General features: G+C 67.2%; 14 protein-coding genes. 9 read left to right on the forward strand and 5 right to left on the reverse strand.

Features of this window, described 5'->3' with window-relative positions; genetic code table 11:
- Positions 1 to 48: 48 nt before the first annotated feature.
- A complete protein-coding gene (locus MFF21_RS01425; RefSeq protein WP_238309398.1) occupies positions 49 to 735 on the reverse strand; it encodes a 50S ribosomal protein L25/general stress protein Ctc in 687 nt (228 codons plus the stop codon).
- Positions 736 to 1,154: 419 nt separating this feature from the next.
- On the opposite strand from MFF21_RS01425, the gene MFF21_RS01430 reads away from it, so the two are divergent.
- Both MFF21_RS01430 and MFF21_RS01435 read left to right on the forward strand, forming a co-directional pair.
- The gene (locus MFF21_RS01430; RefSeq protein WP_238309399.1) at positions 1,155 to 1,412 is read left to right on the forward strand and encodes a hypothetical protein; all 258 of its coding nucleotides are present in this window, start codon (positions 1,155 to 1,157) and stop codon (positions 1,410 to 1,412) included.
- A gap of 153 nt (positions 1,413 to 1,565) precedes the next feature.
- Positions 1,566 to 3,068, forward strand: a complete 1,503-nt coding sequence (locus MFF21_RS01435; RefSeq protein WP_238309400.1) for a phosphomannomutase/phosphoglucomutase — start codon at positions 1,566 to 1,568, stop codon at positions 3,066 to 3,068.
- 7 nt (positions 3,069 to 3,075) lie between these two features.
- Here the strand turns inward: MFF21_RS01435 and MFF21_RS01440 are convergent, their stop codons facing one another.
- The 4 genes from MFF21_RS01440 to MFF21_RS01455 all read right to left on the reverse strand — a co-directional run bounded on the left by MFF21_RS01440 (position 3,076) and on the right by MFF21_RS01455 (position 6,441).
- On the reverse strand, positions 3,076 to 4,374 hold the full coding sequence (locus MFF21_RS01440; protein ID WP_238309401.1) for a TadE/TadG family type IV pilus assembly protein: 1,299 nt from the start codon (positions 4,372 to 4,374) through the stop codon (positions 3,076 to 3,078).
- A gap of 43 nt (positions 4,375 to 4,417) precedes the next feature.
- Complete coding sequence (locus tag MFF21_RS01445; RefSeq protein WP_238309402.1) at positions 4,418 to 5,032, reverse strand: TadE/TadG family type IV pilus assembly protein; 615 nt, start codon at positions 5,030 to 5,032, stop codon at positions 4,418 to 4,420.
- Positions 5,029 to 5,661 (reverse strand): TadE/TadG family type IV pilus assembly protein, encoded by a 633-nt coding sequence (locus MFF21_RS01450; protein ID WP_238309403.1) that lies wholly within the window; start codon positions 5,659 to 5,661, stop codon positions 5,029 to 5,031. Before MFF21_RS01450 ends, MFF21_RS01445 begins: the two co-directional genes overlap by 4 nt.
- A gap of 288 nt (positions 5,662 to 5,949) precedes the next feature.
- Positions 5,950 to 6,441: a pilus assembly protein N-terminal domain-containing protein gene (locus tag MFF21_RS01455; RefSeq protein ID WP_238309404.1), complete on the reverse strand. Its 492-nt coding sequence runs from the start codon at positions 6,439 to 6,441 to the stop codon at positions 5,950 to 5,952.
- A gap of 530 nt (positions 6,442 to 6,971) precedes the next feature.
- On the opposite strand from MFF21_RS01455, the gene MFF21_RS01460 reads away from it, so the two are divergent.
- The 7 genes from MFF21_RS01460 (at position 6,972) to MFF21_RS01490 (ending at position 13,408) form a co-directional block, all read left to right on the forward strand.
- On the forward strand, positions 6,972 to 7,142 hold the full coding sequence (locus tag MFF21_RS01460) for a Flp family type IVb pilin (RefSeq protein ID WP_238309405.1): 171 nt from the start codon (positions 6,972 to 6,974) through the stop codon (positions 7,140 to 7,142).
- Between the two features lie 535 nt (positions 7,143 to 7,677).
- Positions 7,678 to 7,851 (forward strand): Flp family type IVb pilin, encoded by a 174-nt coding sequence (locus MFF21_RS01465; RefSeq protein ID WP_238309406.1) that lies wholly within the window; start codon positions 7,678 to 7,680, stop codon positions 7,849 to 7,851.
- Positions 7,852 to 8,084: 233 nt separating this feature from the next.
- Complete coding sequence (locus MFF21_RS01470; protein ID WP_238309407.1) at positions 8,085 to 8,591, forward strand: A24 family peptidase; 507 nt, start codon at positions 8,085 to 8,087, stop codon at positions 8,589 to 8,591.
- A 353-nt stretch (positions 8,592 to 8,944) separates the two neighbouring features.
- A complete protein-coding gene (gene cpaB, locus MFF21_RS01475; protein ID WP_238309408.1) occupies positions 8,945 to 9,730 on the forward strand; it encodes a Flp pilus assembly protein CpaB in 786 nt (261 codons plus the stop codon).
- A gap of 11 nt (positions 9,731 to 9,741) precedes the next feature.
- The gene (locus tag MFF21_RS01480) at positions 9,742 to 11,253 is read left to right on the forward strand and encodes a type II and III secretion system protein family protein (RefSeq protein WP_238309409.1); all 1,512 of its coding nucleotides are present in this window, start codon (positions 9,742 to 9,744) and stop codon (positions 11,251 to 11,253) included.
- Positions 11,254 to 11,316: 63 nt separating this feature from the next.
- Positions 11,317 to 12,051: a CpaD family pilus assembly protein gene (locus MFF21_RS01485; protein WP_238309410.1), complete on the forward strand. Its 735-nt coding sequence runs from the start codon at positions 11,317 to 11,319 to the stop codon at positions 12,049 to 12,051.
- A 115-nt stretch (positions 12,052 to 12,166) separates the two neighbouring features.
- Positions 12,167 to 13,408, forward strand: coding sequence for a CpaE/TadZ family protein (locus MFF21_RS01490; protein ID WP_238309411.1), 1,242 nt, complete (start codon positions 12,167 to 12,169; stop codon positions 13,406 to 13,408).
- The last annotated feature ends 30 nt before the right edge of the window (positions 13,409 to 13,438 follow it).

Consider the following 13,438-nt stretch of genomic DNA (forward strand, 5'->3'; position numbering starts at 1 on the left):
GGTGCCGGGGCATCGTCAGGGCAAGCGATCGGGCCGAAGCCCCAAAGCTCAGGCCTCGTCGGACTTCGCTTCGTCGGCAGCCTCGCCCTCGGTCTCCGCCTTCTCCTCGGCGGCCTCGGCGGACTGGGCCTCGGCGATGGCGGCTTCCTCGGCCTCGACCTCGGCGCCGAGCACCGTCGGCGGCACGATGTTGGCGACCACGTCCTCGGCGGCGCCGGTATAGGTGCCGGCCGGGAACTTCACGTCGGAGGCGTGGATGACGTCGCCGATCTGGCGGCCGGTCAGGTCGATCTCGATGGCATCCGGGATCTGGTCCGGGGCGACGTCGAGCTCGAGGGTGTGCTTGGCGATGTTCAGCGTGCCGCCGTTCTTCTTGATGCCGGGCGCAGCCTCCTCGTGGAGGAAGTGCACGGGCACCTCGACCGTCACGGTCTGGCCGGAGACGACGCGCAGGAAGTCGACATGCAGCGGCACGCCGGTCACCGGGTCGAGCTGGAAGTCGCGCGGGATGGCGCGGATCTTCTTGCCGCCGGCGGCGATCTCGAACACGGTGGTCTTGAAGCCACCGGCATAGATCAGGGTGCGGGTGCGGATGAGGTCGATGGCGATGGCCTGCGGGGCCTGGCCGCCGCCGTAGATGACGGCGGGAATCTGGCCCTGGCGACGAACGGCCCGGGCGGCCCCCTTGCCGACCCGGTCGCGTGCCACGGCCTCAAGCGGCTTGATTGCGCTCATGGCGTGATCCTTTTTCGATTGCGGTTCGGAGGAACGACAAAGGCCGCCCGAAACGGACGGCCCAGCTACCGATCCCCGATGCGCCCGTGCCTCCAAGGGTGTCTCAAGGGCGCCTCCCGCCCATACACGCATCCGAGGGCCTGCGCAATGCGGACCGTGCGCCTTCCGCCGCCCCATCGCGCGGCGCACGACGGCAATCTTCGGTCGGTGACGCGAAGACATCGCCGCGTCGACGGAAATCGTCGCGGCGCGAAGCGGAGCCTTATCTAAGCTCCCCGCCGCCGGATCCGGTCCTCGCCCAGATCTGCGCAGAGGAGAGCCCGCCCTTCGACCGCGGAGGATCCGGCATCGCCTTTTTCCGGAACGACCCGAACGGCGGCAACGTTTTCCGGCTGTTCAACATAACCTGGAGGAAACCCATGAAAGTCTCGGCGATTGCGCTCCTGACCGCTTTCGGCTTCGCGACGGCCGCCATGGCCGCGGAAGACCGGGGCGCCTCCTCGAAGGCGCCCGGCCACGAGATGCAGCAGGATCAGGGCCGGATGCAGGGCTCGCCCAACGCGGCCGGCTTCGGCAAGAAGGACGGTGCGGGCGACACCACGGGCTCGACCGGTTCCACCACCTCCGGCTCGTCCGGCAGCGGCTCCAGCAGCACGGGCACCGCCAAGCCGCACTGATCGCGGCCGCGCAGAAAAGGTCGGGCCGTTGCGGCGGCCCGGCCTGTCTGGTTAACACTTTTTGGCCCCGACAGGCCCCGGTGGCCGCTTCCCCCCATGCGGCCAACCGGCTACTCCCGACGACGCACACGACGATCGATCGGGAAGGGCCGCATGTTTCCTCAACCGCAGGCATCGCTGACGCCGAACACCTTCGCGTTCGAGCAGCTTCCCCTGGTGAAGCCCACGGGCTTCCGGGAATACGACGCCCGCTGGCTGTTCCCGCAGGAAATCAACCTGATGGGCGTGCAGGCCCTGGGGCTCGGCATCGGCACCCTCGTGCACGAGCTCGGCGTGCGCCCCGAGATCGTGACCGGCCACGATTTCCGGGCCTATTCCTCCTCCATCAAGCTGGCGCTGATCGCCGGCATGCAGGCGGCGGGCCTGCGGGTGAAGGATATCGGGCTGGCCCTCTCGCCCATGGCCTATTTCGGGCAATTCGCCCTCGACTGCCCCTGCGTGGCGATGGTGACCGCCTCGCACAACGACAACGGCTGGACCGGCGTGAAGATGGGCGCCAACCGTCCGATGACCTTCGGCCCGGAGGAGATGAGCCGGCTCAAGGAGATCGTGACGAGCGGCGCCTTCCAGTATCGCGAGGGCGGCGCCTACGAATTCGTGCCGAACTTCGCGGAGACCTATCTCGCCGACCTCCTGGAGCGGGCCAAGCCGATCACGCGCAAGCTCAAGGTGGTGGCCGCCTGCGGCAACGGCACCGCCGGCGCCTTCGCCCCCAAGCTCCTGGAGCGGCTCGGCGTCGAGGTGATCCCCCTCGATGCGGAGCCGGACTACACCTTCCCCCGCTACAATCCGAACCCCGAGGACATGGAGATGCTCCATGCCATCGCGGCCAAGGTGAAGGAGACCGGCGCCGATGTCGGCCTCGGGTTCGACGGGGACGGCGACCGCTGCGGCGTGGTGGACAACGAGGGCGAGGAGATCTTCGCCGACAAGATCGGCGTGATGCTCGCCCGCGACCTGTCCAAGCTGCACCCGAATGCGACCTTCGTCGTCGACGTGAAATCGACCGGCCTCTACCACACCGATCCCGCGCTGCAGGCGCAGGGCGTGACGACCGATTACTGGAAGACGGGCCATTCCTACATCAAGCGCCGGGTCAACGAGCTCTCGGCGCTGGCCGGCTTCGAGAAGTCCGGCCACTTCTTCTTCAACGCGCCGATCGGGCGCGGCTACGATGACGGGCTGATCACCGCGATCGCGGTGATCGAGATGCTCGACCGCAACCCCGGCGCCTCGATGGCCGATCTCTACCGGGCCCTGCCCAAGACCTGGGGCTCGCCGACCATGTCGCCCCATTGCCCGGACGAGGTGAAGTACGGGGTCGTCGACAAGGTGATCGCCCGCTTCCAGGCGATGCAGGCGGCGGGCGAGCCGGTGGGCGGCGCGACGATCACGGATCTCGTCACCGTCAACGGCGTGCGCGTGTCGACCGAGGACGGCACCTGGGGCCTGGTGCGGGCCTCCTCCAACAAGCCCGAACTCGTCGTGGTGGTGGAGAGCCCGGTCTCGGAGGCCCGCCTGCGGGAGATGTTCCAGGCCGTCGACGCCATCCTGCGGGAGAACCCGGAAGTCGGCGCCTACAACCAGACGATCTGAAACGGCCTCAATTCGTCAGACGGACGGAGTTCACCGCGGTGTCGAACAGCTTGTTCATCGCCGCGCTGATGTCTCCGTCCGTCGAGACGGGGAAGAACAGGCCGTCCGAGGCGCAGGATTGGAGCCGGGTGGGGATCTTGTCCGCATAGGGGCTCACGAACCAGTTGTAAAAGTTGTTCGAGGTGAGCGGCAGATACATCGTGTAGATGATGCCGATGCGGACGTTGTTGTCCTTCAAGGTCTTGCACAGGGCCGGATTGAGCGGGCTGATGAACCGGTTCGCATTGATCTTGTAGCCCGCGCTCGGCTCGCTGACGCTCCCGTCGATCGGCGTATCCTGGACGCCGTCGGTCACGAAGAACAGGAACCGGATCGGCGAATCCGGCGTGATGCCGGTCCCGCTCTTCGGAATCGTCTTCGTGATGCCGGGGAGGGCGCGCTCATAGGAGGTCTGGTTGTCCGGCTCGCCGTAGAGAGAATAGGCGAGATCGATCTTGGTGGCGTCGCTCTTCGTCGAATCGAGATTGCTTGTCAGGTTCGACACCTTCGTCAGCACGTCGCTGAAGGTCCAGACCTCCATCCGGTACTGCTGGGACAGCTTCATCGCCGTCTTGGCCCGGTCGACGAGCCCCATCACCGCGTCGCGCAGCACCTGGATCCGCAGCTTGATGCCGTAGCGCGCGGCAAGATGGTAATAGTCTCCGGCATCGTCGCCGGTGATGTTGCCTTTGCTGTCGAAGGTATGCTTGTGGCAGGCGAAGGCGCATTTGTCGTGGGTGATCGCCTGCATCTTCGCGATGTCGGCATCGGTCGCCGCAAGCCCCATCGAGGGCGAGTTGTCGAGCAGCAGATAGAAATCGATATATTGCGAGACACCGCGGGTGGCCGCTGCGGTTCCCTGAATCTTCATGCTGGAAAAATTCATCAGCTTGGTGAGCGTGGTGTCGATCGTGCTCTCATAGGAGGCCGACAGGCTGACCTTCGACGCGGTCGTCACAACGCTCGGCGTGAAGGACTGCACCGTCACGCCCGGGATCTTGGCGGCCTCGCTCCGGAACTGCGTCTGCATCGCGGCAAGGGCGGTCGCGTCGATCGTATTGCTCGGCTGGCTGACGACCGAGAGCAACGCCGCGTCCAGGGCCGCATCGAGACGCACCTTGGCCGACGAGCGGCGCCCGTAATCGATGGCAACGCCGGCCACGCAAAGCAGCGGGATCGTGGCGATCCCGAACAGCACGGCCATCTGGCCCGACCGGTCGCGGGGCAGGCCGCGAATGCGCGAGAGGGCCTTCGAGAGGAGGGTCATGGCAGGGCGGGCTCGATAGAAAGGTGCGAAGCGTCCGGACGCATCAGGCGCATTTCTGCCCACCGGGCAGCACGATCTCGGTATCCGTGCGCTCGGCCCACGGAATCTGTTCCTTGATGGTGAGGCCGCCCGGCCCGAAGATCGCCGCGACGATGGTCGAGCCCATGAGCGGAGCGTAGGGCATCGTGACCTCGGCCTGGAGATAGCGGCTCTTGTCGAACTGGAAGCTCGCCGGCACGGGCGGCAGGTCGCTGGTGCCGGCGACCGTCCCCCGTGCCCGGGCCGACGCGTTGCTCGTCGCCGCGCTGGAGCAGACCTTGCCGGTGATCTGGTTGTTCACCTTCGTGACCCCCATCGCGCTGATGACGATCTTCGCCCGGTTCGAATCGTAGGGTTGCAGGATCACCCGGGCGGCGTCGAAGATCGGCGCCATGTTGTCGGGCGCGGCACGGCCGGTGATGTCGGCGACGGAGCGGGTGACGAGGCTGACCTTGCGGCTCATGTCGACCGCGCTCGCAAGTTCGGCGGTGCCGACATAGACGAGCAGCATCACCGGCAGGACGATCGCGAATTCGAGGGCGGCGAGCCCGCGGCTGTCGTGCCGGAAGCTGTGCAGCCGCGCGGAGGCGGCACGGGCTGCTGCCAAGAGCCGGGTCATGAGCAGACCTTCGTCGAGTCGTAGGGCTCGACCCGGAACACGCTGGCGGCCTGGAGGACGCGCCGGCCTCCCGGCAGCGTGACGGTGCCCGGGTTGAGCAGCGTGGAGAAGACGGGGAAATCGACCGCCGCCTGGACCAGCACGATGGCGTTGCCCCGGCCGCAGGCATAGCCGATGCCGAAATTCGGGTTCCAGTCGCGGATGCCGCTGCCGCTCGTGACGGGGCTGAGGGGCGCCACGTTCGAGAAGGCGTCCACGGTGGAGATGTTCAACTTCACGTTCGCGCAGTTGAAGATCAGCTTCCGCGGCTGCCCGTTCTCCTGACACAGCTTCTTCCGGAAGGCATCGAGCAGGTCGGACGCCTTGCTGAGATTGGCGTTCGCGGTCTGGAAGTTGCCCGTGTAGATCTCGCGGGTCGTATCGGCGACGGCCTGCTGCAGGGACATCTGCGCCCAGAAGACGATCGCCGTCTCGATGGTCGACAGCAGGATCGCGAGGAAGGGAACGAGCACGATGGCCATCTCGATGGCCGTCGCACCGCCCGCATCCCGCCCGAAGCGGCGCAGAACCCGGTGACAGCCCTCCCGCGGAGGCTCTCGAACGACCGGATCGTCATGCGCTGGAGCCATCGGCCGCTCTCGACAGGACGGAAGGCCGAGGCACGACAAGCGCCCCTGCGGCCAACACCACGTTGAAGCGGCAGGGTACCGGAAAACAGTTTTCCGAAATGTTGCGAAGATGCGCGACTCGAATTCCGACGCTTCGCAGCGACCGGCACGGTTAACGCGCCCTCAGCGACAGCGCGCCTCCCGATCTCGACAGAATTTCCCGATCCAGTTGTATTCGACTAATTCAATCAACCCCAGACCATATCCCTCCCGCGGCTTCGACGAGGCACCCTGTCGGAGGGGCGCATCTCAATGACCGGCCGCGCCGGCCGTCGCGAGGGCACGCCGCTGGTCGGCCTGACCGCTCACCTCGGAGAAGTACTTGTTCGAATCCCCGAGCTGCACTGAGGGCTGACAGTTCGGCGTGCAGGCATAGGATTCCCGCTCGAGCCCGCGCTGGACGGTGACCACGGAGGCCTGGGGCGGCGACTGGACCGAGATGCTCGTCTCCGCGAGCATCGCGCCGGTCCCGTCGAGCGCGATCAGGTTGGTGCGGCCGAAGCTCTTGCCCGTGAGGATGACGACCCCGTTCCGCTGGAGCGACACGTCCGCGATCATCGGGTTGCCGATGATCACCGTGAGGGTGCGTTCCGGGAGCCGCATCACCTTGGCATTGTCCACGAGCACCGTGATGTCCGGGCGCTCGCTGCCCTCGTTTGCCAAGGCGCCTTGCGGGCTCGCGAGAAGGGCGGCGGCCACGGCGAAGCCGAAACGCTGACGGGACGACGGAAAGCGCAGCATGATCCCTCACTGGCACGCGGGCCCCGAGGCGGCGGAGGCAGCCGGCCCGTCGCATCAGCGGATCGCGCGTCAACGGCATCGTTCATCGAGCCCGGCGAGAATGCCGCGGGAGTGGTGAAAGAACCGCTAATCCCCATCCCGTCTCCGCCCGACTCCCCTCGGGCCGGCACCGTTCCGCCCCTACGCAAGACCATCGCAGGCAGGCGGTCCCGGCCTCCCATGGCCCGATCGTCCACCGCGCCCCTTCGGCGACGTCGCGCAGCCCAGCGCCGCAACCGGCGGGGATACGCACAGCGCGCCACCCTGAATACAGGACACGAAAGACAATCAAGCACAGGTTGCAATCTCTTTCAGGAGCCAAAACTTTTGCCTGATCATTGCGACAATTTTCCGCAAAAACTGCATTGTATTCTATCGGCTTAACATAAAATCAATGGGATCTTTCCATTCGTCTCTCTGCATTGGCGCGAAACGCATACAGCGTCTCGTTGTATCAATTTGCAAAAGACTGGTTGAGATGGGGCTTTATCATGAAGAACATCGTCAAGCGCTTCCTCTCCAATGAATCCGGCGCCACCGCCATCGAATATGGCCTGATCGCCGCCATGATGGCCGTCGCCCTCATCGCCCTGTTCACGACCCTGCGCGGAAACCTCAACGTCGCTTTCAACAACATCGGCAGCACCCTGACCAAGAAGTGATCTCGGCAGCGCCCCAGGGGGATCCGATCGGATCCTGATGAGGCGGCCGCACCGAACCGGCCTTCGCTGCGGCGAGAACGCCCCGAGACGATCGAGAGAAACGCAGAAGGGCCGGCCTGACGATGTCAGGCCGGCCCTTCTGCATAACCGCTCATGTGTCCCGGCACCGATTCTGCGGCCCGATGCGCCCAGCCAGGATCACGCCGCCGGCGCGAGGCCGGACAGCACCATGATCCCTCGAAGCCCCCGTGTTCACACGTCCCCGGCCCTGGAAGCGTGCTCTGGCAAGATAGGCCCGGTTCGGCCCGCGGAATGGCTACGCTTGCGGGAATCAAGCTCAGCCATGCAATCCTGCTGAGATCAAATCAAGGTCCGCTTAACCGTGACGCGGGTTGCCTTGGCAGGACTGGAACTCCGGGATCAATTTAACCCAACATCAACGCGTGTGATCTATCCCTAGCCCTGCCACCGATCGAGGCGTTCCAAAGACTTCGACGGTTACTTCGCAAGTTTATCGAGTCAAAGGAGAACACCCGTGAAGAATATCGTCAAGCGCTTCGCCTCCGACGAGTCCGGTGCCACCGCCATCGAGTACGGCCTGATCGCCGCCATGATGGCCGTCGCCCTCATCGCCCTGTTCGGCACCCTGCGCTCGAACCTCAACACCGCCTTCAACAACATCGGCAGCACCCTCACCAAGACCAACTGATCGGGAACGGCGGCGCTTCGACGCCGCCTGCATCCGGTGAGGCTGCGGCGTAACCGCAGACCGAATGGGAAGACGAGGCCGCCATCGCCGCAGCCTCGTCTTGTCCGTTTTGGGGAACCCGGACATCGCCCCGCGGTCCGAAGGATGCTCCGAACGGGATTGGCGAATTCTCAACCCGGTCGCGCCATGCTGCCCGGGTCTGCTCTTCCCTCCCCCGCGCGATCGAGGCCGGCATGGTGACTTTCGCCCTCTGCATCGTCTTCCCGTTCCTGATGGCCTATGCCGCGGCGAGCGATCTCCTGACGATGCTGATCCCAAACCGGGTCAACCTGCTCGTGATGCTCAGCTTCGTCCTCTACGTCGTCGGAGCGGGCCTCGGCTGGGCGGAGATCGGCAACCACGTCGCGGCCGGCGCGCTGACCCTGCTCCTGACCTTCACCCTGTTCGCCCTCGGCTATATCGGCGGCGGCGACGCGAAGCTGGCGGCGGCCACGGCGCTCTGGATCGGGCTCGACCACATGGCCGACTATCTTCTCGTGGCCTCCGTCTTCGGCGGGGCGCTCACGCTGCTGATCCTCTACATGCGCACCTATCCGCTCCCGGGTTTCACGGCGCGGCTTCCCTTCGCGCTGCACCTGCACGATGCGAAAACCGGCATCCCCTACGGCATCGCCCTGGCCGCGGCCGCCCTCGCCGTGCTGCCGATGACGCAGGCCTGGCAGCACCTGCCCCTCGGCTAGGGCGCTTCTCACCGAAGCAGAGGCCAGTTCGGCGAAAGGGAGCGCGTCGGAACAAGGATGGTGGAGCCCGGCGGGGCTCTCATCCAGTCTTTCCAGAACCCATCGAAGCAGAGCGCCGGCCTTCCGGCGCTTTTGTCTTGGGCGCGACCGATGCCGGCGGGACAGCACCAGCCGTTGCCCCGGCCATCTCCAGTTGCCCAGCGGGCTTGTCTTGAGCGCGTCTTGTCGACCTTCCGCATTCGAGACAGCCCCCGATCGGCACCGTGACGAACGGTTAACCTTAATTTGACGAATCCGCCCCAAAGCTCAGGCCAGACGGCGGCCTGCGCCGTCGACGGATCAGCGCGACGCCGATGAAACCAGCCCGTCTTGCCCTCCTTGCCGTTGCTGTCGTGGCAGGCGGTGGCGCGGCCTTCATGATGAGTGGGGATCCGCCGCCGCCCCCGGCGCCGGTCGCCGTCGCGCCGCCGCCGGTGGAGCACGCCGAGATCCTCGTCGCCGCCGCCGATCTTCCCGTGGGCCAGACCCTGAAGCCCGAGGATCTGCGCTGGATGCCCTGGCCCGAACAGGCCGTGGCCCCCGGCTACATCACCCGGAAATTCGCGCCTGACGCGATCAAGGACACGGCCGGTTCGATCATCCGGACGGGCTTCCTGGCCAACGAGCCGATCCGCGCCGAGAAGCTCGTGAAGGCCGGCAGCGGCTTCATGTCGGCGATCCTGCCCGCCGGCCTGCGCGCGGTCGCGGTCACCACGGACACCCGCGGCTCGAGCACCGCGGGCGGGTTCGTGCTGCCCAACGACCATGTCGACGTGATCAAGACCTATCGCGACGACGCCAATGGCGGCGAGCAGATCTCCGAGACGGTGCTGACCGACGTGCGGGTGCTCGCCGTGGGGCAGGTCGTCCAGGAGAAGAACGGCGTGAACGTCGTCACCGGCGAGACCGCCACCCTCGCGCTGACCCCGACCCAGGCGGAGATCATCACCCTCGCCCAGAAGGTCGGCCAGCTCTCCCTGTCCCTGCGCAGCATTCAGGACGCCGGGAAGGTGGCCGAGGCGATGGCCGATGCGGGCGCCGACGGGACGATGACCATCGTCCGCTTCGGCGTGGCCAAGCAGCAGCCCACCCGCCGGTGAGGAGAGGACCGATGTTGAAGACCCATCGCCGGGCAGCCGTCTCCGCATTCCTCGCCGGCTTCGCGCTGAGCACCCTCCCCCCGGGCGCCGCCCGTGCCGAGATGCCGACCACCGTCGCCAACAGCACGGTGGTGACGATCGGGGCCGGCGATGCGAACGTCGCCCGCAAGATCGAGCTGACCCGCGGGCGCTCCCTGATCCTCGATCTCCCCCGGGACGCCAAGGAAGTCTTCGTGGCGAACCCGGCGGTGGCGAACGCCGTGGTGCGCTCGACCCGCAAGGTCTTCGTCATCGGCGTCGACAACGGCGCCACGTCCATCTTCGTGATGGATGCCGAGGGCCGCCAGATCGCCACCCTCGACGTCACCATCGGCAGCGAGCTGAAATTCGATCTGCTCTACCAGATCCTCAATCAGAACTTCCCCGAGGGCCGCTTCGACATCCGTTCCGCGGGCAACTCGATCATCCTGTCCGGCTCCGTGGCCTCGGCGGCCGATGCCGCCCGCGCCTTCGACCTGGCCCAGGCCTTCGTCGGCACCGGCACCGGCATCGGCGGGAATGCCGCCCCCGGCGGCAGCGCGCGCGGCACCGTCATCAACAACCTGACCGTGCGGGAGCGCGACCAGGTGATGCTGCGCGTCACCGTGGTCGAGGTGGCCCGCAGCGTCATCAAGCAGTTCGGCATCAACACCAGCGGCAGCTGGTCGGCGCTGAACCCGGTCGCGAGCAACCACTCGATCCTCTCGCAGTCCAACCCCTTCCCGATCACCGGCGGCAACACGCCGGCGGATAACTTCCTGCAGGCCTCGGTGAAGAGCGGCGGGTTCTCGCTTCAGGCGACGCTCAAGGCCTTCGAGCAGGCCGGCGTCTCGCGCATCCTCGCCGAGCCGACCCTCACCGCGATCTCCGGCGAGGCGGCCAAGTTCACGGCGGGCGGCGAGTACCCGGTGCCCTCCAGCGCCTCCTGCGCCGTCGGCATCGTCTGCAGCCCCGGTATCACCTTCAAGACCTACGGCGTGTCGCTGACCTTCACGCCGGTCGTCCTGTCCGAGAACCGCATCTCGGTCCGGGTCGGGACCGACGTCACCGAGATCGATCAGCAGAACAGCTTCAACTACGCGGTCGGCGATCAGGCCGTGGCCGTGCCCGGCACCAAGGTGCGCAAGTCCGAGACCACCGTCGAGCTGCCGTCCGGCGGCACGATGATGACCGCGGGCCTGATCCAGCAGGTCGGCAAGCAGACGATCAGCGGGCTTCCCGGCCTCATCAACCTGCCGATTCTCGGCGCCCTGTTCCGCTCCCGCGACTACCAGCGCCAGGAGACGGAGCTGATGATCATGGTGACGCCCTTCATCGCCAAGCCGATGCAGCCCTCGCAGGTCTCCCGCCCCGACGACGGCTTCGTGCAGGCGACGGACCCGCAGGCGGTCCTGCTCGGCCGCATCAACAAGATCTACGGGGTCGCCGGCGGCAGCCCGATCGGCGCGTCCTACCGCGGCCGCGTCGGCTTCATCGCCGACTGATCCGGACCGAATCCTTCCCGAGGCTCAAGGCCGGCGCGGCGCGCCGCATCAGGAACTTGAACGATGGCCCTCCCTCGCAGCAGGATGCCCCTCGCCCTTCTCGGCCTCGCCCTCCTCGCCGGCCCCCTCGCGGCCTGCAAGAGCGACCGGGTCGACACGACGGGCGCGCTCTATCCGAACGACGTGCGCACGCGTCACCCCTTCGTCCTGGCCGACGGCACCCGGACTCTCGATGTGTTCCCGATCGGCCCGGGCCACCTCTCTCCGCGCCAGGCGGCGGATCTCGATGCCTTCCTACTGGAATTCCGGCGCTTCGGCCGCGGCACGCTGGCGGTGGACCTACCCCAGGGCGTCGCCCCCGGGCTGGTGCCGTCGATCGACCGGACCGCGGCGGCGATCCGCGCGGTCGGCGCGCAGAACGGCATCCCGGCCCGCGCCTTCGTCGTCTCCGGCTACACCGTGGCCAATCCGGCCCTTGCCTCCCCCGTGCGCCTGAGCTTCCAGCGCATGGAAGCCAAGGTGGCGGGCCAGTGCGGGCTCTGGCCGCAGGATCTCGGCACTTCGGATCCGGCCTTCTCCCTGCGCAACGATCCCTACTGGAATCTCGGCTGCGCGACGCGCTCCAACATCGCCGCCCAGATCGCCGACCCCACGGACCTCGTCCAGAGCCGCAGCGAGGGCCGGATCGACACCGTGCGCCGCAGCAAGGTCATCAACGAGCTGCGCGAAGGCAAGGATCCATCAACGCAATGGCGCCAGGATGGCGCGGCGAGCGTCAAATCTCAGGTCAGCCAGTAGCCGATCCGGCCGGAGGCCGGGGGCGGCGAGACGCCCCCGGCCTCCGGAAAGCCCTTGCCAACGCCCTGCCCGATACCGGCGCTCCGCCGGGGGGCGCACCAACCGGAAGCACGTCATGTCGGACCCGAACGAGGCCTTCGATCGCGTCATCGCCCCGGTCCCGCGGATCACGATCCAGGCCTATTGCGAGTCGCCCGAGACCGCGGCCCTGATCGAGGAGGTCGCCACGGACCGCCGGATGCACAAGGCCCATGTGAAGGTGCACATGGGCGGCGGCGCCGCGGCGGTGGAAGCCTACCGACACGCACCGACGCCCAACGTGATCGTCATCGAGATGATCGGGATGAAGTCGCGCCCGCTCGAATGCCTCGATGCCCTGGCCGAGGTCTGCGACGAGGGCACCAAGGTCATCGTGATCGGCCACGTCAACGACGTGCTGCTCTACCGGCAGTTCATTCAGCGGGGGGTGAGCGAGTACCTGATGGCCCCGGTCGAGCCCGTGAGCCTGATCGCCGCGATCTCCGACCTGTTCACCGCGCCGGGCGCCAAGCCCGTCGGACGCACCATCGCCGTCTGCGGCGCCAAGGGCGGCGTGGGCGCCTCCACCATCGCCCAGAACCTCGCCTGGACCGTGGCGCGGGACGGGACGGCCACGGTCATCGTCGATCTCGACATCGCCTTCGGCACGGCGAGCCTCAACTTCAACCAGGATCCGCCCCAGGGCATCGCCGAGGCGGTGTTCGCCCCCGAGCGCCTCGACGCGAACCTGATCGACCGCCTGCTCTCGAAGTGCAGCGACAATCTCAGCCTGCTCTCGGCGCCGGCCACCCTCGACCGCACCATCGACCTCGCCGAGCCCGCCCTCGACAACGTGGTGGAGCTCCTGCGGGCGACGATTCCCGTCGTGGTGTTCGACGTGCCGCATCAATGGACCGCCTGGACGCGGCGGATGCTGATCGGCGCCGACGAGATCGTCCTCGTCTCGGAGCCCGACCTCGCCGGCCTGCGCAACACCAAGAATCTGCTCGGCCTCCTGCAGCAGAACCGCCCGAACGACCGCCCCACCCGGGTCGTGCTCAACCGGGTCGGCATACCCAAGCGCCCGGAGATCGCGGTGGGCGAGTTCGCCAAGGCGCTCGACCACACGGTCTCGGCGACGATCGCCTTCGAGCCGGCCCTGTTCGGCACGGCGGCCAATAACGGCCAGATGATCGCGGAGGTGCAGGGCAATGCGAAGCCGGTCGAGATCTTCGCGGAGCTCGCCGCCGCCCTCATCGGCCGTACCGAGGTCCGGCGCAGCCGCGTCAACCTGCTCGAGCCGCTGCTCGCCAAGCTCGCGCGCCGGAAGGCGTCCTGAGATGCCTCGCCCCTCCCCGGCTCTGAAAGC

Source organism: Methylobacterium organophilum (assembly GCF_022179465.1).
Lineage (GTDB): Bacteria > Pseudomonadota > Alphaproteobacteria > Rhizobiales > Beijerinckiaceae > Methylobacterium > Methylobacterium organophilum.

Coding starts and splice junctions, on each gene's coding strand:
- MFF21_RS01450 (WP_238309403.1), bottom strand. CDS start 5,661: ATGGCTCCAGCGCATGACGATCCGGTCGTTCGAGAGCCTCCGCGGGAG.
- MFF21_RS01445 (WP_238309402.1), bottom strand. CDS start 5,032: ATGACCCGGCTCTTGGCAGCAGCCCGTGCCGCCTCCGCGCGGCTGCAC.
- MFF21_RS01460 (WP_238309405.1), top strand. CDS start 6,972: ATGAAGAACATCGTCAAGCGCTTCCTCTCCAATGAATCCGGCGCCACC.
- MFF21_RS01430 (WP_238309399.1), top strand. CDS start 1,155: ATGAAAGTCTCGGCGATTGCGCTCCTGACCGCTTTCGGCTTCGCGACG.
- MFF21_RS01485 (WP_238309410.1), top strand. CDS start 11,317: ATGGCCCTCCCTCGCAGCAGGATGCCCCTCGCCCTTCTCGGCCTCGCC.
- MFF21_RS01440 (WP_238309401.1), bottom strand. CDS start 4,374: ATGACCCTCCTCTCGAAGGCCCTCTCGCGCATTCGCGGCCTGCCCCGC.
- MFF21_RS01480 (WP_238309409.1), top strand. CDS start 9,742: ATGTTGAAGACCCATCGCCGGGCAGCCGTCTCCGCATTCCTCGCCGGC.
- cpaB (WP_238309408.1), top strand. CDS start 8,945: ATGAAACCAGCCCGTCTTGCCCTCCTTGCCGTTGCTGTCGTGGCAGGC.
- MFF21_RS01490 (WP_238309411.1), top strand. CDS start 12,167: ATGTCGGACCCGAACGAGGCCTTCGATCGCGTCATCGCCCCGGTCCCG.
- MFF21_RS01470 (WP_238309407.1), top strand. CDS start 8,085: ATGGTGACTTTCGCCCTCTGCATCGTCTTCCCGTTCCTGATGGCCTAT.
- MFF21_RS01425 (WP_238309398.1), bottom strand. CDS start 735: ATGAGCGCAATCAAGCCGCTTGAGGCCGTGGCACGCGACCGGGTCGGC.
- MFF21_RS01435 (WP_238309400.1), top strand. CDS start 1,566: ATGTTTCCTCAACCGCAGGCATCGCTGACGCCGAACACCTTCGCGTTC.
- MFF21_RS01455 (WP_238309404.1), bottom strand. CDS start 6,441: ATGCTGCGCTTTCCGTCGTCCCGTCAGCGTTTCGGCTTCGCCGTGGCC.